This is a genomic window from Nocardia sp. NPDC020380, assembly GCF_044386975.1.
Classification (GTDB): domain Bacteria; phylum Actinomycetota; class Actinomycetes; order Mycobacteriales; family Mycobacteriaceae; genus Nocardia.
Genome location: NZ_JBIRVQ010000010.1, coordinates 175416 through 200558, shown reverse-complemented (window position 1 = coordinate 200558; position 25143 = coordinate 175416). Strand labels below are relative to the sequence as shown.

The following is a 25143-nucleotide window of genomic DNA, read 5'->3' as shown; positions in this document are numbered from 1 at the left end:
TCGATCTCAGAGGGTCTCAGCGCCGCTTGCCCACGGCCGCCAGTGTTTCCACGGCGGCGGTGTACAGCGAGTCGGCGGACGGCAGGGCGAGTCGTTCCAGCGGCTTGGCGTAGGGCAGCGGCACTTCGGCCATGGCCACGCGGCGTACCGGCGCGTCCAGGTAGTCGAAGGCGCCGTCGGAGATGGAGGCCGCGACCTCCGCGCCGATGCCGTAGGTGAGCCAGTCGTCCTCGCCGATGACGGCGCAGCCGGTCTTCTTGACCGAGGCCACCAGGGTGTCGCGGTCCAGCGGCCGCAGGCTGCGCAGGTCGATGACCTCCGCGGAAATGCCTTCGGCGGCCAGCTTTTCGGCGACCTGGGTGCACACCGTCGCCATGCGGGAGTACCCGATAAGCGTGATGTCGGTGCCCTCGCGGGTGATGGCGGCCTTGCCGATCTCGGCGGCCGGCAGATCGTCCGGCACTTCGCCCTTGGTGTTGTAGAGCGACAGGTTCTCCAGGAACAGCACCGGATCGTCATCGTCGATGGCGGCCTTGAGCAGCGCCTTGGCATCGGCCGGCGTGCTCGGCGCGACGACCTTCAGGCCGGGCACGAACGCGTAGTACAGCTCGATGTTCTGCGAGTGCGTCGCGCCCAGCTGCTGCCCGCCGCCACCAGGGGTGCGGATGACCATGGGCACATTGGTCTGCCCGCCGAACATGCCGTAGATCTTGGCGGCGTGATTGACGATCTGGTCCAGCGCCAGCAGCGAGAAGTTGATCGTCATGAGTTCGACGACCGGGCGCAGGCCGAGCATGGCCGCGCCGATGGCCGCGCCCACGAAACCCTCTTCGGCGATGGGAGTGTCGCGCACCCGCTTCTCGCCGAATTCGGTCAGCAGGCCGGCGGTGATCTTGTAGGAGCCTTCGAAGACGCCGATCTCCTCCCCGATGAGGAAGACGTCGTCATCGCGCCGCATCTCCTCGCGGAGGGTTTCGCGCAGCGCTTCACGATAGGTCATGACAGCCACGGTGATGTCCTTAGAAGGTGAAGAGCGGATCGGCGGGCAGGCGACGGGAATCGCCCGCGACCGGCGTCGCATAGTTGTAATCGAACAGGCTGGCCGGATCCGGATGCGGGCTGGCATCGGCGAATTCGACGGCCGCGACGACTCCGGCGGTGACCTCGGCCTCGATGGCGGCGGCCGAATCCTCGGTCAGCACACCGGCGGTCAGCAGCGCCTCGTGCCAGATCACGATCGGATCGTTCTCCCGGGCCACCGAAACGGCTTCGCTGGTGCGGTATTTCGCCGGGTCGACCACGGAGTGGCCCTTGAGCCGATAGCTGACCGCCTCCAGCAGCGCGGGCTTGCCTTCGCGCCGCGCGGATTCGATGAGGTCGCTCGCCACCTCGCGCACGGCCAGCACATCGGTGCCGTCCACGCGCTCACCGCGCATGCGGTAGGAGGAGGCGCGCTTCCACAGATCCGGTTCGGCGGAAGACTTCTCGACGGTGGTGCCCATACCGGTCTGGTTGTTGATCACCAGGAACACGATCGGCAGATTCCACAGCGCCGCGATGTTCAGCGACTCGTGGAAGGCGCCGATGTTCGTGGTGCCCTCACCCATCTGGCACACCACGACATCGTCGCCGCCGCGGTAGTCGATGGCCAGCGCCGCGCCCACTGCGAGGGGAACCTGGCCGCCGACAATGGCGTAACCGCCGAGCAGCCGGGTCTCGGTGTCGTACATGTGCATGGAACCGCCCCAGCCCTTGGAGGTGCCGGTGGAGCGGCCGTACAGCTCGGCCATGACGCGGCCGGGCGCGATGCCCTTGGCCAGCGCGTACCCGTGCTCGCGGTAGTTGGTGAACAGGTAGTCGGTGGGCCGCATGGCCGCGCCGACGCCGACGACGGTGGCTTCCTCACCCAGGTTCAGGTGGCAGTAGCCGCCGATCTTGGCCTGCTGGTAGGACTGCGCGGTGCGCTCCTCGAAGCGGCGCACGAACAGCATGTCGCGGTACAGGGTGCGCAGGTTCTCGGGATCGGTCGCGGCGATCCGGTTCGCGAACGAGTCGTGCTCCTCGGCGGTCCGATCCACCAGGAGATCGGTGGGCGAGGGCAGGCCTGCGGCGAGGTCGCTGTCGGCCCCCAGGTCACCGGCGGCACCGGTCTGTACGCCGTCGGCGATTTCGGTCTGGGCGGCCTCGGCGGATTCCGCCGAGACGCCTTCTGCGGGTGCGGCCTTCGCGTTGTTGGCGGGACGGCTGTCGGCGGGCCGGCTGCTCTTGCGGGCGGGCTTGCGCGGGGTTGCGGTGGTCACGATGGTGCTCCTCAACGCTTCCGGGGCGGTGCGACGTGTACCGGCAGGCCGAGCCCGGTCAGGGCCGCCTCCATGTCGATCTCGCCGAGGGTGGGATGGGCGTGAATGGTGTCGGCCAGTTCCTCGAGGGTCGCCTCCAGCGAAATCGCCAGCGCGCCTTCGGTGATCAGATCACTGGCCGACGGGCCGATGATGTGCACGCCGAGCACTTCCTGATGCGCGGCGCCCGCCACGATCTTCACGAAGCCCTCGGTCTCGCCGAAGGTCTTGGCCCGGCCCAGGGCCGCGAACGGGAACTTGGCGGTGATCACCTCGTGCCCGGCGGCGCGGGCGGCGTCCTCGGTGAGGCCGACGCTCGCGATCTCCGGGTGGGTGAAGGTCGCGGCCGGGATCACCGTGTAGTCGATGTGCGCGTCGTGCCCGGCGATCACATCGGAGGCGGTCAGGCCCTGATGCGAGGCCACGTGCGCGAGCAGCGCCTTACCGGTGACATCGCCGATGGCGTAGACGTGCTCGACCTCGGTGCGCAGCTGCTCGTTCACGGGGATGAAACCCCGTGCGTCCGTGGCGATTCCGGCGATGTCCAGGCCGAGCTCGGCGGTGTTCGGGCGGCGTCCCACGCCGACCAGCACCACATCGGCGTCGATCTCGCGCGCCTTCGGGCCGCCGACGTTCACGCGCAGGGCGTCACCCGCCTGGGCGATGCCGGTGACGGTAGAACCGGTCAGCACGGTGATGCCGCGCTTGCCGAACGAGCGGCCCAGCGCGACGCCGATCTCCTTGTCCTCCAGCGGAACCAGGCGATCCTGCATCTCGACCACGGTCACCTCGGAGCCGAAGGTGTGGAACAGGCTCGCCCATTCCGCGCCCACCGCGCTGCCGCCGATGACGACCAGTCGCTTGGGCACCTCGGTCAATCCGAACGCGCCGTCGGAGGTGATGACGCCCGGCAGATCCGCGCCCGGCACGGGCAGCAGCGCCGGCACCGAACCGGTCGCAATGATCACGTCTTTCGCGCTGATCGTGCGGGTGACGGTGGCCGTCGGCGCGGCCGCGTAGCGCGGCCCGCCCGGGAAGATCGGCGACTGACCGGCCTCGAACACCTGCACGGTGGTGGGCCCGGTGCTGGAAATTTTTGAAGTGAAGCGCGCATGACCTTCGACGACAGTCACCCCATTGGCCTTCAACAGGCCGGCGACACCGTCGGTGAGCTCCTTGACGATCCCGTCCTTGCGCTGGCGCACGGCGGCGAAATCGAAGCGCACATTATCGGCGTGGATGCCGAAATCGGCTGCGTCCTTGACGGTTTGGAAGATCTCGGCGGACCGCAGCATGGCCTTGGTCGGAATGCAGCCCCAGTTCAGGCAGACCCCGCCCGGACGCTCCTTCTCGACCAGGCCGACCTGCAGGCCGCGCTGTGCCGCACGGATGGCCGCAACGTAGCCGCCCGGCCCGCCGCCGACCACCAGTAGATCGAAATCCGGCACTCGTGGTGCTCCTCATCCTCGATGATTACGACCCACGCCGGGTTGTGGCGTGGGTCATCCTCCACGAGTTTCGTGGTCACCAATTGCACAAACAATGCCCTCGAAGTCCAGAAATCCGGGCCCGGGACTGGGCGCAGCGCCCAATCCGGTGCGCGGGACTACTGGTTGCCGGCGCCTCGTTCACGCAGTGGATCACCGAGTTCCAGCGCGGCCAGAGCGAGGGAAAGTTCCAGGTAGGAGCGCTGCCCCTCCAGTGGACGGCCCAGCAGGGTGGTGATGCGCTGCAGGCGATTGATGACCGTGTTCCGGTGACAGTGCAGCCGCGGGGCGGCATTGGCCGCCGAGCAGTTCTCGGCCAGCCAGACCGACAAGGTGCGCACCAGAATGTCGCGTTCCTTCGCCGGCAGTTCGAGCACCGGGCCGAGCGTGCGGGTCACCAGTAGCTCGGTCAGATCGGGGGAGCGGAGCAGCATGGCTTCCGGATAGCGTTCGTCCAGCGAAACCAGTACGGCCGCGGCCTTATCGGGCACGGTGTCGAGCGCGAGCAAGGCGAGGGTGTGCGCGGCATCGATGCCGGCCAGTCCCGCCACGGCGGGGGAGACCGCCGCCCGCCCGCGCACCTGCGGCCGAAGTTGGTGCAGCACAGCCTCGATGGTGCGATGTTCGAGCGCGATCAACCCTACGGTCGAGTCCGCGCGATCATGCCATGCGGAGCGAATTCCCATGGCAGCCAACGCTGTTTCCGATCCCGTGCGCAGCGGATGCGCCTCCCCGCGCGCCACCACGACGACATAATCGCCGTGCACCGGCAGGTTCAATTCCCGGCTCGCGCGCGCGGCGAACAACCCATCGTGCGCCCGCCCGGCCAGCACGTCTTCGATCAACCCGTGCCGCCGGCGTTCGTCCCGCCGCACCCGATCCAGCTCGGTATTGCGATAGGAGGTCACCAGCGCCGACGACATCCCGTCGATGACCGCCCACATGGCCGTACCGGTCTCCCGGAACTCACCGGGCGCCACCTCACCGGCCTTGTCCAGCAGCGCCTCCCACACGATCCGCCCGCCGAGCCGGAAGGTGCGCTGCATGGCCTCCAGGGGTACGCCCTGCTCAGCGCGCTGTTTACCGATCGCGGCCGCGACATCGTCGTGCTCGGCATCGGCGGCTTGCCCGCCCAGCAGGTCCAGGATCCGGGTCAGGAACCGCTGGCACCCGTCCCGCAGATCCGCCCGGGTGACCGCCGAATAGTCCGTCCACTCCGGGTTGTCGGTGAAGACGGCGGCCATCAACCGCCGGGTCAGTTCGGGGATTTCGTTCCGGAGGGCCGCGGCCAGTTCCGGTGAGCTCGCCGCGGGCCCGCTCTTCCTGGGTGCCGCCACATCGGCCCACGTTACGCGGTGTGCGCGCGGGGAGTGGAACCGCTGCTGGTCAGAGGCTGTCGAGGTAGGTGCGGCCGAGCGTCGAGACGAGGTCGACCAGGCGGGCGACGATATCGTCCGCGGTGCAGTCGAGGATGCCGGACTGCCAGGCGTCGATGAGTTCGACGAAGCCGCCGACGCTGGCGATCGCGTCGATGTGCAGGGCCGTCTCGTCGGCGTCGGGGCGGACGTAGGTGCGGGCGGCGCTCACCACCAGATCGGCGGTGAGCTGCAGCGCGGCCCGGCGCGAGGACTCCAGGGCCGGGCTGCCCGCGTGATGCATGAGCAGAATGCTGCCGTAGGCCGGATCCGCCGAAATGCGTTCCAGCACAGCCGAGGCCGCGAGCCGGATGATGTCCGCCAGGGGCCGGTCGGTGTTCTCGGTGAAGATCGTGGTGAGCGCGGTGAGCATATCGTCGCGCACGGATTCCCAGGCGGCGACGAGCAGTTCGTCCCGGTCGGTGAAGGCCTCGTAGAAGTACCGGTCGTTGAGCGAGGTCCGGGCGCACACCGCGCGAATGGTGACCGCGGTCCAGCCGTTCTCGCGCCAGAGTTCCAGCGCCGCGTCGATGAGGCGTTGCCGGCGCTCGGTGCGTCGTTCGACGGCACTGCGCCCGCCCCAGGTTCGTGCTGTGGTCACGGTTCCCATCTTGACAAGGGCCGGGACCCACCACAAACTGGTGACAGCCGCAGACAGTTGGGACGCGTGTCACCAGTTCGTTGTGGTTTCCGATACAGAGTCGTATCGCCCCGAGGAGGGCCGGCATGGCGATTCCAGCGCATGCGCCCAGCAAACGCACCAGTACCCCACTGGCGACCTACGAGGCGCTGGTGATCGGGCTCGACCATCGAGCCGGCATCATCGGACGCGTCAAGAACGCCGACATCCTGCGATTCCGGGCCGGGACTCGCCGCTATGCCGTACTGAACCACCCCGACTATGTGGATCACGTCCTGCACGCCGGGCGGCCGCGCTACGAGAAATCGTTCGAATACGAGATGCTGCGCGCGATTCTCGGCGTCAGCCTCTTCACCGACGAAGGCGAATCCTGGCAGCGGCATCGCACCCTGCTCGGGCCCATGTTCGCCCGCAGGCACCTCAACGGGCTCATCGACCTGATGATCGATCCGATCCGGGTCCGCCTCGACGCCCTCGACACCGAACCCGGCCGCGTCGAAGTCGACATGGTTTCCGAGATGGTCCAGCTCACCCTCAACGTGGTCGGAAACGCCTTGTTCGGCACGCAGTTCGGCCGCATTGCCGTACGCATGTCCGACATGGTCACCGGCGGACTGCGATTCGCCGAACGGCTCGAGCGCGTCTTCGTCATCGCCGCGCCGCCCCGGCAACTGTGGCGGGCGACCGCCGCTGTCGCGTTCACTCCCATCCCGCTGCCGCCGCCGTTCCGTAGGATCCAGCGCATCGTCCGCATCCTGGACGGCGAGGTGTGGGCGCTGGTGCACGACCGCGCGGCCCACCGCACCGACAGCCCGGACCTGCTGAACCTGATGCTCGAAACCTCCGACGAGAACGGCCCGCTGCCATTGCGGCGAGTGCGGGACGAGGCGCTGACCTTCATGCTGGCCGGGCACGAGACCACCGCCAACGCCATGTCCTGGATGTGGTACCTGCTCGCGCTCAACCCCGTAGCCCGCGCACGACTCCTCACGGAGGTAGACACCGTGCTGGCAGGCAGGCCGCCCACCGTGGCCGACCTGCCCCGATTGCCCTGGACCGCGGCCTGTTTCCAGGAAGCCATGCGTTACTACTCACCGGCCTGGGTGATTCCGCGCGTCGCCGTCGAGGACGATGTGGTGGGCGGGCACCACATTCGCCGCGGGACCACGGTCATCATGCCCACCCACCACATCCACCACGACGCGCGATGGTGGCCGGACCCCGAGGAATTCGATCCCGCCCGCTTCCTCCCCGGCGCCGGCCGCGACCGGCCCCGTTCGGCGTATCTGCCGTTCGGCGGCGGCAAACGCATGTGCATCGGCTCGAGTTTCGCGCTCATGGAAGCGGTGCTGATCACCGCCATGTTCAGCCAGCGCTATGTCTTCGACCTGGTCCCCGGCCATCCCGTGGAACCCGAGGCCACGCTGACCCTGCGCCCGCGGCACGGATTGCGAATGATCGCGCGCCGCAGGCATATCGGGCCGTGAGTCAGGCGCGTTCCAGGATGGTCGTCACCAGCATGGTGTGATCCTCCAGCCGGCGTTCCACCGACCAGCCCAGATCCGCGAACGCCTGCTCGTACTCGTGCCGCGTCCACAGCCGGACGCCGGTCACCGCGTGGTAGATCTCGTAGGTGGGCGAGAACCACGGCTGCTGTGTCCAATTCGGGGCTTCCAGCAGATAACCGTCGCCGATCACGAAGCGGCGCAGGTTGGGAAACCAGTCCATCCAGCCGCGCAGCACCGCGGCGATGCCGTCGCCGTCACTGGCGAGCTGATGCAGCAGGAAGAACGACATGGCGGTGGTGACCGCCTCGCGGTCGACGGCCGCCAGCCAGGCGGGCGGTTCGTCCTCCGGCTGTACGGAACCGGCCAGCAGGGTGATGCGATCGGACAGGCCACGGTCCGCGAGTTCGCTTGTGGCTGTCTGGATCACACCGTCCTCGATGTCGACGCCGAGGAAACTCTCCTCGGGCGCGAGCCCGGCCAACGCGGTGACGCGGCCCGCGTCGGCGCAGCCGAGATCGATGGTGCAGCCCGGGATATCGGCCGCGATCGACCGCCCGATGGCCTCGAAGATCTCCGGCCGGCGCCGCGCGATATCGGTGCACCCGCGCGCCACCTCATCGGGTTCGGTTGCGGCGGGGATGTATTCGCGATGCGGATTGGCCGACAACTGCCGGAAGGTGGGCTCCCAGCCGCGTACCGCGACCCGCACGAAGCCGCGATTCTTGCCGACATCGTGCCCGGTGTGGGTGAGGTGATACCGGCGTCCGCGCCGGATCAGGAACCCGGCACGGACCAGCCCGTCCGCGACGGTGTCCTGGATACCGGTCGTGGGCGCAATGCTGTCGCCGCCCAGAAGGGTCACCCACCACCCCCAATCGTCGGCGGCGACAATGAGCTGACCGGCGGTCTGCCCTTCGATGACGTCTCTGATGGTGAAATCGCCGATGGCGGAATGCTGCACGAGCGGGGTCACTGCGGTCATGATCGATCTTCCTGGGGTGCGGCGACGGCGATCGCCTGGATTTCGATGAGCAGCCCGTCGATGGGCAGAGTGGTGACGGTGGTCGTCCGCGCCGGTGCGGCCGTCGGAAAACTGCTGCGGAACACGCTGTTCCAAGCCGGAAACCAGCACCGATCCGCGAGATAGCAATCGAGTTTCAGAATCAGGCCGCGGGAACTGCCCGCGGCGGCCAGAGCATTGTCGAGCTGCCGGAAGACTTCCGCGGCCTGCTCGTCGAAGGAATCCGTGAGGGGGGCGAAGGTGACGGGGTCGACGGCCGCGAGACCGGACGTGAAGATCAATCCGGAACCGCTGCGCGCCGCGGGAAACGGGGCACTCATGCGGCCGCCCGCAGAATACGGTCGCGGTCGATATCCGCGATGGTGGCTGCGCCGGACAGGATCATGAGGGTGCGGAGTTCCTCGGTCAGGAGTTCCAGCACCCGGTCCACACCGGGCTGACCGGCGGCGGCCAGGCCGTAGATGGCGGCGCGGCCGATGATCACGGCATCCGCGCCGAGGGCGAGCGCGAGGTAGATATCGCTGCCAGTGCGGATGCCGCTGTCCAGCAGGATCGGAACGCGGGGGCCGGCCGCGGCGCGGATGGCGGGGAGCATGTCGAGGCTGGCCGGGGCGGGATCCACTTGGCGGCCACCGTGATTGGAGACCACCAGGGCGGACGCGCCGATATCGAGGGCGCGTTCCGCGGCGGCAGGGGTCAGGATGCCCTTTGCGATCCAGGGGAGTTCGAACTCGCGGGCGACGGTCGCCAGCTCGGCCCAATCCCAGACCACGCCACCGCGTTTGAGGAGCTGACCGAAGACCTCCGCGACGCCGGGAGCGCCGTCCTCGCCGGTGAGATTGCCGGCGAAGTGACGCTGGTCCGGGTCGAAGCGATTGCCCATGTTCCGGGTGCGGAAGCCGCCGACCGGGCAGTCCACCGTGACGCAGAGCGCCTCGAAGCCCAGCCGGGTCACTCGCTCCGCTACCAGGGCGGCATGGGCAAACGGGTGTATCTGCGCGATGCGGGCCGCACCGGGCGCGGCGGCCCGAACCTGCTGGTAGGAATAGCTTCCCGCTTCCGGCGCGATGGACAGGGCGCCGCGGGCCTGCGCGGCCCGAGTCACCGCGAGGTGCCCGTCCGGATGGTAGAGGGCATCACCGCCGAACGGCGCGGTGAGGATCGGCGTCTCGAGCGGCAGGCCGAGCAGTTCGGTGCGCGTGGACGGCGTTCCGACACCGCTCATGGGTTCGGGCAGGATCCGCCAGCGGTCGAAGGCGGTGCGGTTCTCCCGGAGCGTGATCTCCTTGCCCGCACCGCCTTCCACGAAGTCGAGCACGTCCGCGGACAGTGCGTTGGCCGCGGCACGGTGGATCTCCTCCAGGGTGCCGAAGGCGACGCGCGTGGGGTAGAAGCTGTCCAGCTGGGCGGTCACGCGGCACCTCCGGCAACGGCCTCGTCCGTGAGGGCGACCGCGGGGGCGGTCCTGGTTATCGAATGACGTCTGCCGTACCCGAGGTAGAGCGCGATGCCCGCGGCACTCCAGACGACGAACCGCACCCAGGTGAGCGCCTCGAACGTGGTTGCCAGCCAGATGCATCCGCCGATGGCGAGCAGCGGCACGAACGGCATGAGCGGCGTCCGGAACGGCCGCGCCCGATCCGGGTCGGTGCGGCGCAGGATCAACACGCCCAGCGACACGATGAGGAAGGCGAACAGCGCCCCGATATTCACCAGCTCGGCGACGGTGTCGATGTTCAGCAACCCGGCCACCACCGCGACCACCGCACCGATCACCAGGCTCAATCGCACCGGCGCACCGCGCGAATTGGTGCGGCACAGCGACTTCGGCACCATGCCGTCCCGGCTCATCGCGAACACCAGCCGCGTCTGCCCGTAACACACCATGAGCAGACCCTTGGTGAGTGCGATCACCGAGGCCACCAGGATCACCTTACCGATCCAGCCCGCCCCGATGGCCGCCAGCGCGGTAGCGACCGGCGCGGCATTGTTCAGGCTGGAATACGGTGCGACACCGGTCAATACGGCGCTCACCGCCACATACAGCGCGGTCGCGATGACGACCGAGCCGATCATGCCCCACGGCAGATCCCGCCGCGGATCGCGGGTCTCCTCGGCGGAGGTGGCGACGATATCGAATCCGAGGTAGGCGAAGAACGCCAGCGCGGCGCCGGCCGCGATCCCGTGCACGCCGAACGGCAGGAACGGCGACCAGTTCCCCGCGTGCAGATGCGGGGACCCGATCACCACCACCAGCGCCAGCACACCGATCGTCAAGGCCACGAGTGTTTTCACCACGACCGCCGCGATTTTCACCTCGAAAACCAGGACGGCGACCAATACGGCGACAATCAGCACGGCCGGAAGATTCACCACCCCGCCACTGCCGGGCCCCGCGGTAATGGCCTTCGGCAATGTCACCCCGAACAGTGAATTCAGTGCCGCACCGAATAATCCAGACCAGCCGATGGCAATGGCGGAGGCCGCCACCGCGTATTCGAGCAGCAGATTCCAGCCGACCAGGAATGCGGGAATCTCACCCATGGTGGTGCGCGTGTAGGTGTAGGCGCTGCCGGAGACCGGCGTCATCGACGCGAGTTCGCTGTAGCACAGCGCCACCAGCACGCAGATGGCTCCGGCCAGCACGAACGACAGCATGATGGCGGGTCCGGCCTTGGTGGCCGCGGCCACGCCGGTGGTGACGAAAATGCCCGCGCCGACAATGGATCCCACGCCCATGGCGATGAGGTCGAGCCGGGTCAGACTGCGTTTGAGGGAACCGTCGGCAACGGGCGGCGGGGCCGCGGGGGAGCCGATTCGGGTGGGTGCTGCCATTTCTGGAATCCATTCACGGGGAAGGAATTTCGGTTGTATGCATTCCAGTGAAGCGGTCGCAGTTTGTGTTCCGGTGAACTCACGTAACGAGTCGGTTTCGTCGATTTCCGAATTAACCTCTGATATAGGCGATATCGGCGCACGCGAATACCGCGCGAGGGTTTCCCGCGCGGAATATATGCGGCGAATTATGCGATTGTGGAGATCCGATCGGGGTCGATGTCAGCGGCGCGCGTCATCGCGCGCCGGCGGACGAGGGTGGTGGCCGCCGCCACCGCGAGCAGCACGACCGCGGCCGCCAGCACGGCATCGCGCATCGACCCGAGGTTGGCGATGACGCCCAGGCCGACGGTGGTGACGGCGGCGCACAGGTACGCCACCGTCGCGAAGCGTGAGGAAGCCCGGGCATGCTGATCGGGAGGCGTTGCGGCACTGACGATCCGGAGGCCGGAACGATACGCGATACCCTGCCCGACACCGGCCACCACGCCACCGGCCAGCAGCAGCGGCAGGCTCGGCAACCAGGACACGGCCGCGGCGATGAGGACTCCGGCGATGATGATCGCTTGCGTCGTAACCGGTTCGGCAGGCAGGGAATTCGGTGGGAGCAGTTGTTGCGCCAGCCAGGCGCACACCAGGTAGAGCGTCACCGGCAGTGCGAGCAGGGTGAGATTCGTGGTCTTCAGCAGTTCCGCGCCGTAGCTGGGCAGCAGCGCGACGACCAGCCCGGCCGACACCCACGCGGCGATTCCGCTGAGGTACCCGGCAATTCGCGGTTCCTCGGCAGGCTGTCGTGCGGATGCCTTGTGTCCTGCCGTGCCCGGCCGGACCGTGCGATCCGCCAGCACGGCGAGTGCGACCAGACCGAGCAGCACCGCGTGCGCGAGGTAGACCGTGACGCCGGGCGCGGGCAGATACTGTGCGACCGCCGCCGCGGCGACCGTGCCCAGCGCGGAACCGAGGACGGTCGCCGCGGCCAGCGCGGTCCGCCCGCTCTCCCCGCGTCGTTCCAGGATCAGTCCCGCGAGCGAGCCGGTCACCAATCCCACCGACAGCCCGGCGCACACTCGCGCGATGGTCACGGGCCACGCCGAATGCGCCGCCGCCATCCCGGCATCCGCCGCGATGCCGAACGCGCTCCCGACTCCGATCCGCCACCACCATCCCTGCCGCGCGCGGGGTGTGCCCAGCAGCGACAGCGTCGGCGTCAATGCGAACAGGTAGGCCGCGAAGATCACCGTGATGAGCAGTGGTGCGAGTCCCCAGGCATGCCGGTAGTAGGGCATCATCCCGGTGGCCAGATTGGGCTGCGCCATGATCAGGACCAAGAGTGCACCCGGTGCCGCGGCTCGCATCCCGCCCCCTAACTGAGGAGATCTTCTCTGTTAGAGCATAGTTAAGTGAGAAGAACTTCTCTACTCGAGCACTGCCGGTCGACGCGAGCGAGGGCTCCCGCAGGATGGAGGATGTGCCCGTGAACACCCGCAGCGACGCCCAGCGCAGCCGAGTGCTGCTGGTCGACGCGGTCCAGAGCCTCCTGCACGCCGGCCGCGTCGGCTTCTCCATCCCCGAACTGGCCGCCGAGGCGGGGGTGGGGGTGGCCACGGCCTACCGGCATTTCGCCACTCCCCAGGACGCCATGCAAGCCTTCCACCGCCGAGCCATAGAACAGCTCTTGGAAGCCCTGACCGCCCTGGATCCGGACCCCGACCCCGTCCGCCGCTTCCACGACTGCTGCACCACCTGGATCGAGCAGGCCATGCAATGGGGCCCCGCCGTCCGCTACGTCCGCAGCAGCAAGGGCTTCATCGAACGTCTCTCCGCCGGTGACGAATCCATCGTCGCCATGCACGACACCCTCGCCGCCATCCTCGAATCCCTGTCCCGCGCAGGTAAAACCACCGAATACGACCTCACCTACGCGGTTCTGCTCTGGATCACCATCTTCGACGAACGCGTCATCTACGACCTCACCGAACACCGCTCCTGGACCCCCACCCAGGTAGCCGACCATCTCACCCGCGCCGTGGCCGGTGCTTTGGGTATCACCGTGTAGCTGGGCCGGTTCGGCTCACGCGGCGGCGGCCGCCCGGACTTCGGTGAGGGTCCGCTCGACGAGGGTGGTGAAGTCTTCGGTGTTGGCCGGGTCGATCCAGCGTTTGTAGGTGATGTCGATGGTGAGGGCGCCCAATTGGGCGATCACCGAGGCGGTCAGGCCGGAGACGCCTCGTTTTTCGAGAGCGGTGGTCATCGACGTGACGAGCGTGAGGTTCTTGAGGGCCTCGCGCTCCAGGAGTTCGGGATTGGCGTCGATCACGGCCTGCCTGAGGGTGAGGGTTTCGCGGCGTTCGGAGGTGAAGCGCTCCTTGCCGGCCGCGGTCAGGGCGGCGGCCAAGGCCTCGAGCGGGGTCGCGGACGGTGGCGCCGCGGCGATTTCGGTGCCCAGCAGGTCGACCCTGGAGTCGCCGCCGAAGAGGACTTCGCGCTTGTCGCGGAAGTAGCGGAAGAAGGTGGTCTTGCCCAGTCCGGCGCGTTCGACGATATCGATGACGGTGGTGTTCTCGTATCCTCGCTCGGCGAAGAGGGTGAGGGCGGCGCGCATCAGTCGTTCTCGGGCATTGGGCTCCCAGCGGGGCATGGACGCATTTTAGGGCACTCGGTTCCCGCATCGGCGCCGTGAGGGAACTTGGTTCTGTCAAGTGATGGAACTTGGTTCTCTCATGGTATATCGTGGGTAATGGAACCAAGTTCTGTCACTCAGTCGGGAGTCGGCCCATGAGCCGAGTCGTCATGTACGAGACCTACGGAGGTCCGGAAGTGCTGGAGCTGCGGGAGGTGCCGGAGCCACATGCCGGACCGGGCGAGGTCCGCATCCGGGTGCGGGCGGTGAGCCTGAATCCGATGGACAGCGTGTTCTCGTCCCAGCCCGAGTTCGCCGCGCGGTTCGGCCTCACCGTGCCGTCCGGCTTCGGGTACGACTTCGCGGGAGTCGTCGACGAGGTCGGGGCCGATGCCACCGGATTTGTGGTGGGGGACAGGGTCTTCGGGGGTGCGATGGCGCGGGCCGCCGCCGACTTCGTGGTGGTCGCGACGCCCGCCGAGACACTCTGGCAGACGCCGGAGGGCATCGGCGACGAGGTGGCGAGCAGCCTGCCGGTGGCCGGTCGCACCGCTGCTGCCGCCGTCACGGCGATCGGGCTGCGGTCCGGTGAGACCGTCCTGATCGGCGGCGCGGCCGGTGGCGTGGGTGTTTTCGCCGTGCAGCTCGCGCGGCTCGCCGGTGCCGAAGTGATCGGGACCGCCTCCGAGGGGACCTTCGAGTTTCTGCGGGAATTGGGTGCCGAGCCGGTGACGTACGGGCCGGGACTCGAGGACCGTGTGCGGGCGTTGGCTGCGGGCGGTGTGAGTGCGGCGATCGACCTGTTCGGCACCGAAACAGCCTCGGCCGCACTCGAACTCGGCGTCCCGACCGCGCGGATCACCACGATCGCCGCAGGTCCGAACCCGCCCGGCGGTGTCCGCGCGACGAGGGGAGGGGCCGACGCCTCACCCGCCGATCTGGAACGGCTCACCGCCGCGATCCTCGCCGGCGATATCGCGGTGCCCATCGCTGCGACCTTTCCGATCGAGCAGATCCGCGAGGCGGTGGAACTGCAGGCGGGCCGGCACGTCCACGGGAAGGTCGTCATCACCCTGTGAGGGAGGGCCTCGGGGGCCCGTAAATAAGGGCTTGTATGCCCGCCCCACCTGAGTATCATACGATCGTATTAGATATTGAGCTGCCAAACATGGCAGTGCCAATACGTTCGTATGGAGGGTGGGAAAGATGTTCAGATTGCTGGATCTACTCGGCTTGCTGGCGCCGGTCGCGGGTGCGGCGCTGGCCGTGTTCTACCGGCGTCGGCTCGGCTCGGCCTTCCCGTTCGCGCTGCTGGCTTCGGTGTTCGCGCTCATCGCGTCCGGCATCGCCATGGTGTCGGATCGGGTGCGATGGTTCGGCGGCAATGCCGAGGGGATCGTCGATCGGATGGAAGTCGGTGCGGGACTGCGGAATCTGTTCCTGATCGCGGCATGGGTGCTGTTGCTGGTCGCCATCGCGCGGTCGCGCGGGACCGTGGCGCCGGACGCGGGGGTGCGGCGGTGAGCGGGACCGCGCTGTTCTCGGTGAGTGAGGTCGTGGTGGTGGTGCTCGCCGTCGGCACGATGGTGTTCGGCGTGCGGCTGGCCCGGCGGCATCCCGCCGCGGGCTGGGCGACGGTGGCCGGTGCCCTGGTCTGGCTGCTCGCCGAGGGCGTGCACTGGCTGCAGGCGGACGCGATCATGCCGCGACTGGAAGGGGAGGGCCACGGCGGGCTGCGGGTGATCGTCAGCATGCTCGGCGAGGCGGTGTACTTCGGGATCGGCGGGATCGGCATACTGCTGCTGTTCTTCGCGACGGTCGTCGATCGGGCACCGCGCGCCGACGGCCGGCCGGAACCGGTGGTCATGGCGCGGCAGGTGCTCACGCAGGCCTGGCGCTACTACAACAGCCGTAACCAGGGAAGGCGAAATGGCCGCTAGCAGAGCCACACCCGACAAGGCCGAACGCCGCACCCAGCTGCTGGAGAGCCTGGCCGACGCCATTGCCGAAACCGGGCTCGAAGGCGTCAGCATCCGCGACCTGGCCACGCGCGCCGGCGTCTCCATCGGCACCGTGCAGTACTACTTCTCGACGAAAACCGAACTCCTGCTGGGCGCCTGGCATCACGTGGCCGCCCAGGCCGAACAGCGCTACCGGCAATCCGGCATCGCCGACCTCTCCGCCCGGGAACAATTGCTGAGTTTCACCGAACTCCTCATCTCGCCCACCCCGGAACACCGCCTCTCCCACGTCTGGCTGGCCCTGGTCTCCCGCGCCGCCCACGACCCCGAAATCGCCGACCTCCACCGCTCGCAATGGCAGGGCACCGCGGACATGCTCGGCCGCATGCTCACCGCCGCCAACCCCGCCCGCGAGCCCGAATCCGCCGACGCCGCAACCGAACTCCTGGCCCTCCTCGACGGCCTCTCCATCTCCGTCCTGACGGAGCCCACCCGGGTATCCCCCGAACGAGCCCGCCGCATAGCCCGCACCTGGGTCCGATCCTGGCTGGATTCCTGATGGCTCGCACCGGGTAATTCGGTTTGTTCGGTTGAACTTCTTATCGAGGTACGGGAATTCAAATGATGAACCGACTGTTTGGATTAGGATTGGGGTTGCCTGAAAAGTGGTGGGACTCTAGCTGATTGAGAGTTTCCCGGAGTGGTGGGGTAGTAGCATGAATTTCCTGGGCCGAAGCGGATTGCGGGGCCCGGGCGCGTAGGTTTTTGCGCGCTTTGCTCTAAGGAGATTCGCATGAGTAATGGGTATGTTTACAAGGATATTTTGATTGCCAATACCCGGACGGGTGGCGAAAATGCCAATATTCTGTGCGCCGTGAACAACGGGCATGCTTGGGTTCCGCAGTTGCAGGTGAATAATTCTCCTACGTTGCCGGCGAACTGCCGGTGGAACATCGGATGGGTGGATCAGGGGGCGCAGTTCACCGTGGAGTTCCTCGATCCTTATGGCAACGCCTATCGTCTGGCGTTGCCGTCGGACATTCAGGACGGGACATTGTGCCTGTTGGTGGCGGAGGGGCAGTCCGGATACTGCACGTCTTGGGCGTTTCCGTATCCGACGCGGATGTTGTCGGGGTACGGGTCGGGGTTGCATCCCTATGAGGGGACGCAGGGGACCATGTCGCTGGACAGCGGGAAGTATCCGAATCCTGTGGCGTGGACGTTCAATTCGAGTGTGAATCAGACTTGGCAGTACGGATACGACATCAATGACTTGAAGCCCATGCCGTTCTGACCGCGGTCAGGCGAGACGCTCGCCGATATCAGGCCGCCGGGGATTCTGCGGCTCGGCGGCCACGTACTCCTCGCGAGTCTCCCTGGGGCCGAACGGCCAGATCTTCTCCAGGCGTGACCAGATCGCGAAGGAGATCAATCCCAGCGCCACCCACGCGAGCGACCATTCGATGGGATGCACGCCGGGATTGGCTTTGTCGGCATAGCAGTAGATGACTGCCCAGCCAATGGCCGCGATTACCAACGGAAGTGGGAAGAGCAGCATTCGGTAGGGGCGGGTGAGGGTGGGCTGGCGGCGGCGGAGGATCAGGAGAGCCGCTATCTGGGCGAAGGATTGGACGATCACCATGACCGTCGTCAGGAGGGAGATGAGGACGGTCAGTGGGGGATGGGTGGCGGAGGTGCCGACGTGGCGGGCGAGGACGAAGCCTGCCGCGGTGATCGCGCCCATGACCAGGAGTCCCAGCATCGGGAAGTCGTGGCGGGGGTGGAGTTTCGCGAAGGAGCGGAAGAAGACCTTGTCCCGGGCGGCGTCGAAGGGCACCCGGGAGCCGCCGAGCAGGCCGGTGAAGACGGAGGCGAAGGCGGTGATGAGGATCAGGATCGTCACCACGTCGGCCGCGCCCTTGCCCAGGGTCTTCTCCAGCACCGCGGAGGCGACCGACTGGGACGCGACATTGTTCGGGTCGAGCATGTCGTGCCAGGGGATCACGCCCAGGACGCCGATCTGCATGCCCAGGTAGATCACCATGACGGCGAGGATGGAGTACACCACCGAGCGCGGCAGCACGCGGCCCGGATCCTTCAGCTCCGCACCGAGATACGCGGTGGTGTTGTAGCCGAGGTAGTCGTAGATGCCGATGGTGAGGCCGGAGGCGAAGCCCAGCCAGAAGGAGCCGTGGCCGAGGTCGACGGCGTGGGCGGGCCAGGTGAAGGCCATGCTCGGGTGGAAGTGGGTGAAGGCGGCCAGGATCACCGCCGCCACGGACACGATCATGACCGCCCACATGACCACGGTGATGCGGCCGATGCTCTCCACCCGCCGCCACAGCAGCAACACCACCAGCGCGACCACGGCCAGGCCGACGATATCGCCCTGCCCGGTGGTCATGGACGGCCACAGATAGGTCAGGTACTGCACCAGGCCCTGAACGCCGGTCGACATGATCAGCGGAATGAAAAGTATTGCGGTCCAGACGAACAGGAACGGCATGAGCCGTCCGCTGCGGTACTGGAAGGCTTCGCGCAGGTAGATGTAGGTGCCGCCGGCGCCGGGCATGGCCGCGCCCAGTTCGGCCCACACCAGCCCGTCCGCCAGAGCGAGCACGGCACCGGCTAGAAACCCGATGACGGCCTGCGGTCCGCCGAAGGCGGCGACCATGAGCGGGATGGTGACGAACGGGCCGATGCCGACCATCTGACTCATATTGATGCTGGTGGCCTGGAACAGGCCGATGCGGCGGGGAAGCGGGCCGGACATGGCGTCCTCCGGAAAGCACTGGGGCGTATGGATTTTGTAAAGTTAAATTCCTTTACTATCTCAGTCAAGGGGTAGCGCAGATCTGCTCCGGTCGGCACGGCAGGATGGCAGGCGATGGACGAACTTCCTTGGAACCGGCAGCGTTTGCGCAGCAACAACGAGTGGCTGCTGCTCGAGCAACTGCGCACCGCCGGACCCTGCTCGCGCGCGCAGCTGGCCCGCGACACCGGACTGTCCAAGCCGACGGTGTCCAGTGCCCTTGCCGCACTGCGGCAACACGGCCTGGTCCGGGAGGTCGGCACCGTCGCACCCGGACGCGGGCGTACCGCCGTGCTGTACGAGCCCGATCCGACCGCCGGATACGTGCTCGGCATCGATGTGGGCCGCGCCCGCCTCCGCATCGCCGTGGCCGATATGTCCGGAAAGGTGCTGTCCCGCAAGGATGTCGCGAACCGCGCCCGTACCGCGACTTCGCTCGCAGAGGTGGTGGCCGGCGCGGTGAACGAGACCCTCGCCGCCGTCGATGTCCCGCCCGAGCGGGTCGTGCACGCGGTACTCGGCAGCCCGGGCGTCTTCGATCCGGAGGACGGGCGGGTGCACTACGCCGTCAATCTCCCCGGCTGGGGCCGGGCGGGCTTGCTCGCGGAGATCCGCGAAAGGCTCGGCGGCCCGGAGCTTTCCATGCACAATGACGCGAACCTCGCCGCCCTGGGCGAATACGCCTTCGGCGCGGGCCGCGACAGCCGCCTGTTCGTGTATGTCCTGGTGGGCACCGGTCTCGGCGTGGGAATCGTCTCGCACGGCGAACTTTTCACCGGCGCGCACGGCGCGGCCGGCGAGGTCGGCTTCCTGCCCGCCGCCTTCGGCGATCCGGCGGCGGGCTCCTCGCGCCGCGGTGCGCTGGAGGAGGCCGTCTCGGCCGACGCGGTCGTCCGCGCGGCCCGCGAGCGCGGGATGAGCGGACGCCTCACGGCCAAACGCGTTTTCGACGCGGCCCGCGCCGGCGACCCGATCGCCGTCACGGTGGTGCGCGAGGAGGGCGAACGCATCGCCCTGGTGGTCGCCGCGGTCACCGCCGTGCTCGATCCCGATGTGATCGTGGTCGGCGGTGGTCTGGGCGGCAGCGCGGACCTCCTGCTCGATCAGGTCCGCGCCGCCCTGCAACGCACCACTCCGCTGCGCCCGGCCGTCTCACCCAGCGAATTGGGTGACGACGCAGTCCTCTTGGGCGCGATCGCCACCGCCCTGCGCGTCGCCCGTCCCCAGGTCTTCGACCGCCGCACCCCCACCGGACGTTAGCCGGAGCGAACAGCCAGCGGCCCAGGGATTCTGCTGCATGCCGGATGTTCGCTAGGCCAAAGGCATGGTGGCGCTGTTGGAGTGATCGATGTATTCGGTGCGGAGCAGTTGATGGGCGTGGCCGAGTTCGGCGATGGCCTGCCGCCAGCGCGAGTCGGATTCGCCGGAGTAGGGGTGACGGCCCACGGACAGCAGGGCGCGGGTGGCGGCGGTGGCGTGGTTCGCGACCGCCAGCAGCGCGGGGATGGGGGCGGCGCTGGTGTGGCCGGCCAGGTCGCGGATGCGGGTGTGCAGGGCCGCGGCGTATTTGGAGGCCTGATCCAGGGGGTCGAGCTCGCTGGGATCGGCGGGGGTGCTGGTGCGGGCGCGCTGCAGTTCGATGCTGATGCAGCGATGCAGCGCGGTGAGGAGGGCGGCATGTTCGGCTTCGGGCGTGAGCGCCGGATTCTCGGCGTCGAGCGCGGGGAATTGGTCGGTGCGGAACTGGTCGTTCTCGATGTGCAGCAGTGCCAGTACGGCGCGCAATTGTGCGATGGTGACCACGTCTAGGCCTCTTCTGGAGTGGTGGTTCGGGGTGCTGGGGACGCCTCTTGTCACCGGCCTCCGGTAGCCGTGAACCCTCGACACGGCTACCGGCGGCAGGAAGTTTGCCACGACTTCACTACAACCTGGGTACGACTCGACCACATGGCATGAAATGTCAGTTCATCTGTTCCCAACTGTGCACGAAGCAATCACTCAGCATTTGAAAAACCCCCGTCCGGACCGGAATTCCGGTGCGAACAGGGGTCTGGATCGCCGGCGACCCGGCGCTGAAATGTCAGTACTTCAAGACGTGCAATAGCGTCAGTACATCACGACGTGCAATAAGGCGACGCCCGCGGTGAGCGCCGCGCCGCCGACGGTCCAATTGGTACCGGCGGGCTGCGTGCTGAGCACCACCACGGCGTACCGCAGCGGATCGAAGGACGGGCCCACGAGGCCGGTCGTATCGAGCGTGGTGCTGGCGTCCATATCCATCCAGCCTTGTTTCACCGCCCAGGTATAACCGGGGAAGGCATCGGGAATACCGAAATACTGGTTGGTTCCGTCGGCCGCGGTCGCGGTGGCGCCACGTAGCGCGTTCATGATCAGATCCCGCGACGGCTCCGGCACCGAGTTCTCGATGTACTGGTAGATCGTCACGACATCCCGTGGCGTGGTGAGCGTTTCACCCCACTCCCCGTCATCGCCGGGCGCGGTGGTGCCGCCCAGCCCGATCAGGCCGATCATGCGGTTCACGATGTCGTCGGAACCGTTCTGTACCCACAGGTTATCGGAGATATCGTCATCGCTGGTGGACAGCATCTGCTGGATCTGACCCGAGGTGCCCGGATCCGGCTGCCAGTTCTGGCTTTTCAGCGCGTCGATGGCGATGAGCAGCTTGACCACGGACGCGGTGTAGAACTGCTGACCCGAATTGAGGTCGGCGACAGTGTCTCCCGTGCGCATGTCGACCACGTCGATGCCCGCGGTGGTGCCCGGTGAGATGGCCTGGATCGCGCCCTGCATCTGCTGCGCCAGAGTGGCGGCCGAAACCTGTGCCTGCCCAGGGCTTATCGGCGGTGTCGCGATCTCCGGAACGTTCGCTACGGCGGTATTCGGCAAGTTGACGCCTCCTTGATCGTGGTGGTGCACGACGGCGGATGCCTGTGGTGATGCGATCAGCGCCACGGTGGTGGCGGTGGCAAGGCAGCTGGTTGTGACCCACATCCACCGCGGTCGCGGTAAACGGGCCTTAATTCGGGTCATAACCAATTAATTGGCATCAAGCTCGAGACCTGGAGGCTTCGTACCTGTCAGTTTTCTGTAAATGATCGCCCTTTCTGATCTCGGTTCGGCCTCGGTCTGAAAGAGCTACCGTTCAGCGAACTAGCATCACTGGTGGGTCGGGATTTATCCCGATGGAGACAGTGATGAAGACAAGTCGAGAAGCTCTCCGGAAAGCCCTCGTAAAGTGCCTAGCCCCCGTGGGAATTGGCGCTCTCATCTCCCTTGTGCCAGTGATCGCACCGATAGCCCAAGCCGACGACGACTACGGCGGCGGCTGCGTCCTGTACACGAACAACATTGCAGCAACAGTGGATTCGCTGCGTTTCCGATGTGACCCCGGACAGCAGGACGCCCTCTTCCGCGACGCCCCGCGCGGCGATGTACCCGTCGGCACCATGGACGGCTGGGTGATCAGCCCCCGCGACATGCAGTCGTGGACGCCCGCGGTGTGGATCGGCAAATCGTTCTACACGGGTCCCAACGGCGGCTACCTGCTCAACCGCGTCACCCCGGCCGGCATCGAGGCGTGGCCCGCCAATGTCTACTCCGGGCCCTCCGTCCTGGACGGGCAACCCGCCTGGATCCTGGACTACGCGCCCTCGCCGAGCCCGCAGCTGATCGACGAGATCCGCGAGATCACGCCCGGCGTCTGGTTCGGCTACTCGTATCAGCGCGGACCGGGCGGGTACGCCTACCAGCTCAGCTTCGCCCTGGCCTGAACCCGAATCCGGGTCCGCCTCCGGGACAACCCGGAGGCGCGAGAACACCTGTGCCGCATAGGTTCGACAGGGACACCGGCCCACCCGACGAACAGGGGGACAGCATGTCCACCACCACGAAGCCGCCCACCGTCCCCGCCTATGTGAACTGGATCGTGCAGCGCATGCTGCACTCGCCGCTGCACCCGATCTTCAGCAAGACCCTCATGGAGATGACCCTGACCGGCCGCAAGTCCGGCAAGCAGTACACCGTGGTGGTCCGCTACCTGCGCGAATTCGACGACATCGTCTGCTTCACCGACAGCAAATGGTGGCTGAACCTGCGCGGTGGCGCCCCCGTCGAAATGCTGATCGCCGGACGCGCCGTCCCCGGCACGGCCGTCGCCGTCACCGACCGCACGACGGTCACCGCGGCTCTCGCCGAATTCCTGGACAGCACGCCCGGGGATGCGAAGTACTACGGCGTCCGCCGCACCCCCGACGGCCGGCCGATCGCCGACGACATCCGCGCCGCCGCGGAATACACCACCATGGTCCGCATTACTCCCAACTGACGCGGGCGGCGGACAGCGAAACAGGCTGTCCGCCAATACCCTTCGAACGCCGTAGAACCTCAGGCCAGCCGGCCACCACCGTCGACATGCAAGGTCGTGCCCGTGAGGTACGGGTTGGTGAGCGCCGGCAGCGCCGCGGCGGAGACATCGGCGGGCGTGCCCACCCGGCGCGCGGGATTGCGGGCGGCCACCGATTCGAACAGCGCGGCCTTGCCGGGACCGTCCCACGCACCGGAGTCGATGATGCCGGGCGACAGCGCGTTCACCCGCAGCGGCGCCAATTCCACCGCGAGCGCCTCCGCGAGGGTCGCGGCCGCCGCATTCGTCGCGGCCATGACGGACCGATCGGGCATGGGCCGCCAGGCGGCCACGCCGGAGAACAGCAGGATGGACCCGCCGGGCCGGAAGCGCCCCGCGAAATGTTTGGCCAGCAACAGCGGGCCGATCACCTTCGCGTCGAATGCGCGGTGCACGGCCTCCCGATCGAGGCCGGTGACCGGCCCGTTGGCGGGATCGGCGGCGAGGGAGACGAGATGGTCGAGCTCGCCGACCCGCTCGGCGAGGGCCGCGAGGGAAGCCTCGTCGGCGAGGTCGACCGCCGGGCGGCCCACCGAGACGACCTCGGCACCCAGTGCCGCGGCGTCGGCGGCGAGCTGTGCGGCAATGCCGGATCCCGCGCCGATGATGACCAGTTTCTTGTTCAGCAGTGTTGTCATGCCGGGTACAGCATTCGTGGCGCTATCGCTCATCCCTTCGGGCTACGAATCTTTTGGATGCTTCCCATAGAATTTGCGAATGCCTACCTTGCGTGCCCTGGAATGCCTGGTTGCCGTGCTGGATGCCGGATCCATGACGGAAGCGGCCGCCGTCCTGCACATGTCGCAGCCCGCGCTGTCGCATCAGCTGGCCGCGCTGGAACGTGAGATCGGCGCACCGGTGGTGGAACGACTGCCGCGCGGAGTGCGCGCCACGGTGGTCGGCCGGGCCGTCGAAGCGGACGCGCGGGCCGCACTGGCCGCGGCGGACCGGGTGATCGGGTCCGGGCGGGCCACCGCGCGCGGTGCGGGCGGACAGCTGCGGGTGGCCTGTGCGGAGAGCCTGACCGCCGGGCTGCTCGCGCCGGTGCTGCGCACCTGGATCCGCCGCAATCCGCTGGTGCGATTGACACTCACCGAGGCGACGAGTGCCGACGCACTGGCGGAAATGGTCGATTCGGACCGTGCCGATGTGGCGGTGGGACCGCGCCCCTCACACTGGGCCGGCAGCGCCGAGACCGTCGGTGTCGAAGAGGTGGTGGCGGTGCTGCCGCCGAATCATCCACTGGCCGAAGCGAAGTCGCTCGACTTCGAACGACTGCGTGACGAACCGCTGGTGCACTATCACGCCGACAATGGGCTGGCAGGTTGGCTCGATGCCGAGGCAGCCCGTCACGGTGTGCCGCTGTCCCCGGTCATGCGCACCCGCCAGGCCTCCACCGCGGCGCAGCTGGCGGCCGCGGGACTCGGCATCGCGCTCATCCCCACCACCGGCTTGGTGGCCGGCCTGCCGGGCGTACTGCGCCGCCTGCGACCAGCCTTGCGACGTGAACTGGTCTGCCTGATCGGCAATCCCAGCGATCCGGTCGTGCGCCGTTTCGCCGCGGATGTGGTGAAGCGCGGTGTCCCGGTGCCCACCGCGCTCGTGGCCAGGCTCGAATAGCGCCTTCAGCTCGCGCGATACACCTTGCGGGCGGTGGTGAGCAGCGGGATCTGCAGCGGGAGGCGCAGCAGCACACCGGCTTTGAGCGGTGCGGGCTTGTCGCTGGCCAGCCAGTCCCGGGCCATCTGCAGGTTGCCCGGCAGGACGGCGAGGAACAGCAGGAAGGCGAGACGGCCGCCGAGGCTCCGGGTGCGGCGCGGCAGGAGCAGTGCGCCGGCGGTCAGTTCGACGACCCCCGAAGCGTAGGTGTACGTACGGGGTTCGCCGGGGAGTTCCGGCGGAATGATGTCGTCGAAGTACTTGGGTGCGACGAAATGGAGTGCGCCCATGCCCAAGAGGAGCGCGGACAGGCCGAGAGCACGTGTGCGGACGCTCTCGGAGGGGGAAGTCTGGGCCAGGTCTGCTGCCATCGCTGCATCGTAGCCGGTAACCATCTGAGACAGCAGGGGCCGTCCGGTGAAT

Annotated in this window: 27 protein-coding genes; 11 read left to right on the top strand and 16 right to left on the bottom strand. The window is 67.6% G+C overall.

Going from position 1 to position 25143, the window contains the following annotated elements:
* Nucleotides 1-16: 16 nt before the first annotated feature.
* From ACH438_RS27985 to ACH438_RS27965, 5 genes are all read right to left on the bottom strand, one after another.
* A complete protein-coding gene (locus ACH438_RS27985) occupies nt 17-1000 on the bottom strand; it encodes an alpha-ketoacid dehydrogenase subunit beta (protein ID WP_397010393.1) in 984 nt (327 codons plus the stop codon).
* A 19-nt stretch (nt 1001-1019) separates the two neighbouring features.
* Nucleotides 1020-2300 (bottom strand): pyruvate dehydrogenase (acetyl-transferring) E1 component subunit alpha, encoded by a 1281-nt coding sequence (gene pdhA / locus ACH438_RS27980; protein WP_397010391.1) that lies wholly within the window; start codon nt 2298-2300, stop codon nt 1020-1022.
* An 11-nt stretch (nt 2301-2311) separates the two neighbouring features.
* A complete protein-coding gene (lpdA, locus tag ACH438_RS27975) occupies nt 2312-3787 on the bottom strand; it encodes a dihydrolipoyl dehydrogenase (RefSeq protein ID WP_397010389.1) in 1476 nt (491 codons plus the stop codon).
* A 158-nt stretch (nt 3788-3945) separates the two neighbouring features.
* The gene (locus ACH438_RS27970; protein ID WP_397010387.1) at nt 3946-5163 is read right to left on the bottom strand and encodes a PucR family transcriptional regulator; all 1218 of its coding nucleotides are present in this window, start codon (nt 5161-5163) and stop codon (nt 3946-3948) included.
* Between the two features lie 49 nt (nt 5164-5212).
* Nucleotides 5213-5842, bottom strand: a complete 630-nt coding sequence (locus ACH438_RS27965) for a TetR/AcrR family transcriptional regulator (protein WP_397010385.1) — start codon at nt 5840-5842, stop codon at nt 5213-5215.
* A gap of 125 nt (nt 5843-5967) precedes the next feature.
* On the opposite strand from ACH438_RS27965, the gene ACH438_RS27960 reads away from it, so the two are divergent.
* Entirely contained in the window at nt 5968-7368 is a 1401-nt protein-coding gene (locus ACH438_RS27960) for a cytochrome P450 (RefSeq protein ID WP_397010383.1), read from the top strand.
* 1 nt (nt 7369) lies between these two features.
* Here ACH438_RS27960 and ACH438_RS27955 read toward each other — a convergent pair whose 3' ends face one another.
* The 5 genes from ACH438_RS27955 to ACH438_RS27935 form a co-directional block, all read right to left on the bottom strand.
* Entirely contained in the window at nt 7370-8371 is a 1002-nt protein-coding gene (locus ACH438_RS27955) for a hypothetical protein (RefSeq protein ID WP_397010381.1), read from the bottom strand.
* A complete protein-coding gene (locus ACH438_RS27950) occupies nt 8368-8730 on the bottom strand; it encodes a RidA family protein (protein WP_397010379.1) in 363 nt (120 codons plus the stop codon). Before ACH438_RS27950 ends, ACH438_RS27955 begins: the two co-directional genes overlap by 4 nt.
* Nucleotides 8727-9824, bottom strand: a complete 1098-nt coding sequence (locus tag ACH438_RS27945) for an alpha-hydroxy acid oxidase (RefSeq protein ID WP_397010377.1) — start codon at nt 9822-9824, stop codon at nt 8727-8729. Before ACH438_RS27945 ends, ACH438_RS27950 begins: the two co-directional genes overlap by 4 nt.
* Nucleotides 9821-11245, bottom strand: coding sequence for an amino acid permease (locus tag ACH438_RS27940; RefSeq protein WP_397010375.1), 1425 nt, complete (start codon nt 11243-11245; stop codon nt 9821-9823). The genes ACH438_RS27945 and ACH438_RS27940 overlap by 4 nt, the downstream gene beginning before the upstream one ends.
* Nucleotides 11246-11433: 188 nt before the next feature.
* Complete coding sequence (locus ACH438_RS27935; RefSeq protein WP_397010373.1) at nt 11434-12600, bottom strand: MFS transporter; 1167 nt, start codon at nt 12598-12600, stop codon at nt 11434-11436.
* 119 nt (nt 12601-12719) lie between these two features.
* On the opposite strand from ACH438_RS27935, the gene ACH438_RS27930 reads away from it, so the two are divergent.
* The gene (locus ACH438_RS27930) at nt 12720-13301 is read left to right on the top strand and encodes a TetR/AcrR family transcriptional regulator (protein WP_397010371.1); all 582 of its coding nucleotides are present in this window, start codon (nt 12720-12722) and stop codon (nt 13299-13301) included.
* A gap of 15 nt (nt 13302-13316) precedes the next feature.
* On the opposite strand, the gene ACH438_RS27925 is transcribed toward ACH438_RS27930, so the two are convergent.
* Nucleotides 13317-13883, bottom strand: a complete 567-nt coding sequence (locus tag ACH438_RS27925) for a TetR family transcriptional regulator (protein WP_397010369.1) — start codon at nt 13881-13883, stop codon at nt 13317-13319.
* Between the two features lie 137 nt (nt 13884-14020).
* Here ACH438_RS27925 and ACH438_RS27920 point away from each other — a divergent pair, with 137 nt between their 5' ends.
* From ACH438_RS27920 to ACH438_RS27900, 5 genes are all read left to right on the top strand, one after another.
* Nucleotides 14021-14944, top strand: coding sequence for an NADP-dependent oxidoreductase (locus ACH438_RS27920; protein WP_397010367.1), 924 nt, complete (start codon nt 14021-14023; stop codon nt 14942-14944).
* A gap of 127 nt (nt 14945-15071) precedes the next feature.
* Nucleotides 15072-15389, top strand: a complete 318-nt coding sequence (locus tag ACH438_RS27915; protein WP_397010365.1) for a hypothetical protein — start codon at nt 15072-15074, stop codon at nt 15387-15389.
* Nucleotides 15386-15805, top strand: a complete 420-nt coding sequence (locus ACH438_RS27910; protein ID WP_397010363.1) for a hypothetical protein — start codon at nt 15386-15388, stop codon at nt 15803-15805. Before ACH438_RS27915 ends, ACH438_RS27910 begins: the two co-directional genes overlap by 4 nt.
* Nucleotides 15795-16385 (top strand): TetR/AcrR family transcriptional regulator, encoded by a 591-nt coding sequence (locus tag ACH438_RS27905; RefSeq protein WP_397010361.1) that lies wholly within the window; start codon nt 15795-15797, stop codon nt 16383-16385. The genes ACH438_RS27910 and ACH438_RS27905 overlap by 11 nt, the downstream gene beginning before the upstream one ends.
* A 234-nt stretch (nt 16386-16619) precedes the next feature.
* Nucleotides 16620-17120, top strand: a complete 501-nt coding sequence (locus ACH438_RS27900) for a hypothetical protein (RefSeq protein WP_397010359.1) — start codon at nt 16620-16622, stop codon at nt 17118-17120.
* Nucleotides 17121-17126: 6 nt separating this feature from the next.
* Here ACH438_RS27900 and ACH438_RS27895 read toward each other — a convergent pair whose 3' ends face one another.
* Nucleotides 17127-18599, bottom strand: coding sequence for an APC family permease (locus tag ACH438_RS27895; protein ID WP_397010357.1), 1473 nt, complete (start codon nt 18597-18599; stop codon nt 17127-17129).
* 114 nt (nt 18600-18713) lie between these two features.
* Here ACH438_RS27895 and ACH438_RS27890 point away from each other — a divergent pair, with 114 nt between their 5' ends.
* Nucleotides 18714-19898 carry an ROK family transcriptional regulator gene (locus ACH438_RS27890; RefSeq protein ID WP_397010355.1) on the top strand — a complete coding sequence of 395 codons (1185 nt, stop codon included), beginning with the start codon at nt 18714-18716 and terminating at the stop codon, nt 19896-19898.
* A 51-nt stretch (nt 19899-19949) separates the two neighbouring features.
* Here ACH438_RS27890 and ACH438_RS27885 read toward each other — a convergent pair whose 3' ends face one another.
* Together ACH438_RS27885 and ACH438_RS27880 are read right to left on the bottom strand one after the other, a co-directional pair.
* The gene (locus ACH438_RS27885; RefSeq protein ID WP_397010353.1) at nt 19950-20441 is read right to left on the bottom strand and encodes a hypothetical protein; all 492 of its coding nucleotides are present in this window, start codon (nt 20439-20441) and stop codon (nt 19950-19952) included.
* 303 nt (nt 20442-20744) lie between these two features.
* A complete protein-coding gene (locus tag ACH438_RS27880) occupies nt 20745-21545 on the bottom strand; it encodes a hypothetical protein (RefSeq protein WP_397010351.1) in 801 nt (266 codons plus the stop codon).
* A gap of 389 nt (nt 21546-21934) precedes the next feature.
* On the opposite strand from ACH438_RS27880, the gene ACH438_RS27875 reads away from it, so the two are divergent.
* Both ACH438_RS27875 and ACH438_RS27870 read left to right on the top strand, forming a co-directional pair.
* Nucleotides 21935-22429, top strand: a complete 495-nt coding sequence (locus ACH438_RS27875; RefSeq protein WP_397010349.1) for a hypothetical protein — start codon at nt 21935-21937, stop codon at nt 22427-22429.
* Between the two features lie 104 nt (nt 22430-22533).
* A complete protein-coding gene (locus ACH438_RS27870) occupies nt 22534-22983 on the top strand; it encodes a hypothetical protein (RefSeq protein ID WP_397010347.1) in 450 nt (149 codons plus the stop codon).
* Nucleotides 22984-23042: 59 nt separating this feature from the next.
* On the opposite strand, the gene ACH438_RS27865 is transcribed toward ACH438_RS27870, so the two are convergent.
* Nucleotides 23043-23699, bottom strand: a complete 657-nt coding sequence (locus ACH438_RS27865) for an SDR family oxidoreductase (protein ID WP_397010345.1) — start codon at nt 23697-23699, stop codon at nt 23043-23045.
* 79 nt (nt 23700-23778) lie between these two features.
* On the opposite strand from ACH438_RS27865, the gene ACH438_RS27860 reads away from it, so the two are divergent.
* The gene (locus ACH438_RS27860; RefSeq protein ID WP_397010343.1) at nt 23779-24681 is read left to right on the top strand and encodes a LysR family transcriptional regulator; all 903 of its coding nucleotides are present in this window, start codon (nt 23779-23781) and stop codon (nt 24679-24681) included.
* A gap of 5 nt (nt 24682-24686) precedes the next feature.
* Here ACH438_RS27860 and ACH438_RS27855 read toward each other — a convergent pair whose 3' ends face one another.
* Nucleotides 24687-25091: a hypothetical protein gene (locus ACH438_RS27855; protein ID WP_397010341.1), complete on the bottom strand. Its 405-nt coding sequence runs from the start codon at nt 25089-25091 to the stop codon at nt 24687-24689.
* Nucleotides 25092-25143 lie beyond the last annotated feature (52 nt).

Bases quoted from the DNA above. Each gene is read 5' to 3' on its own strand.
- ACH438_RS27900 (WP_397010359.1), top strand. From the start codon at position 16,620: ATGAGTAATGGGTATGTTTACAAGGATATTTTGATTGCCAATACCCGG.
- ACH438_RS27860 (WP_397010343.1), top strand. From the start codon at position 23,779: ATGCCTACCTTGCGTGCCCTGGAATGCCTGGTTGCCGTGCTGGATGCC.
- ACH438_RS27940 (WP_397010375.1), bottom strand. From the start codon at position 11,245: ATGGCAGCACCCACCCGAATCGGCTCCCCCGCGGCCCCGCCGCCCGTT.
- ACH438_RS27865 (WP_397010345.1), bottom strand. From the start codon at position 23,699: ATGACAACACTGCTGAACAAGAAACTGGTCATCATCGGCGCGGGATCC.
- ACH438_RS27855 (WP_397010341.1), bottom strand. From the start codon at position 25,091: ATGGCAGCAGACCTGGCCCAGACTTCCCCCTCCGAGAGCGTCCGCACA.
- ACH438_RS27890 (WP_397010355.1), top strand. From the start codon at position 18,714: ATGGACGAACTTCCTTGGAACCGGCAGCGTTTGCGCAGCAACAACGAG.
- ACH438_RS27870 (WP_397010347.1), top strand. From the start codon at position 22,534: ATGTCCACCACCACGAAGCCGCCCACCGTCCCCGCCTATGTGAACTGG.
- ACH438_RS27915 (WP_397010365.1), top strand. From the start codon at position 15,072: ATGTTCAGATTGCTGGATCTACTCGGCTTGCTGGCGCCGGTCGCGGGT.
- ACH438_RS27905 (WP_397010361.1), top strand. From the start codon at position 15,795: ATGGCCGCTAGCAGAGCCACACCCGACAAGGCCGAACGCCGCACCCAG.
- ACH438_RS27955 (WP_397010381.1), bottom strand. From the start codon at position 8,371: ATGACCGCAGTGACCCCGCTCGTGCAGCATTCCGCCATCGGCGATTTC.
- ACH438_RS27895 (WP_397010357.1), bottom strand. From the start codon at position 18,599: ATGTCCGGCCCGCTTCCCCGCCGCATCGGCCTGTTCCAGGCCACCAGC.
- ACH438_RS27985 (WP_397010393.1), bottom strand. From the start codon at position 1,000: ATGACCTATCGTGAAGCGCTGCGCGAAACCCTCCGCGAGGAGATGCGG.
- ACH438_RS27925 (WP_397010369.1), bottom strand. From the start codon at position 13,883: ATGCCCCGCTGGGAGCCCAATGCCCGAGAACGACTGATGCGCGCCGCC.
- ACH438_RS27935 (WP_397010373.1), bottom strand. From the start codon at position 12,600: ATGCGAGCCGCGGCACCGGGTGCACTCTTGGTCCTGATCATGGCGCAG.
- ACH438_RS27960 (WP_397010383.1), top strand. From the start codon at position 5,968: ATGGCGATTCCAGCGCATGCGCCCAGCAAACGCACCAGTACCCCACTG.
- ACH438_RS27920 (WP_397010367.1), top strand. From the start codon at position 14,021: ATGAGCCGAGTCGTCATGTACGAGACCTACGGAGGTCCGGAAGTGCTG.
- ACH438_RS27950 (WP_397010379.1), bottom strand. From the start codon at position 8,730: ATGAGTGCCCCGTTTCCCGCGGCGCGCAGCGGTTCCGGATTGATCTTC.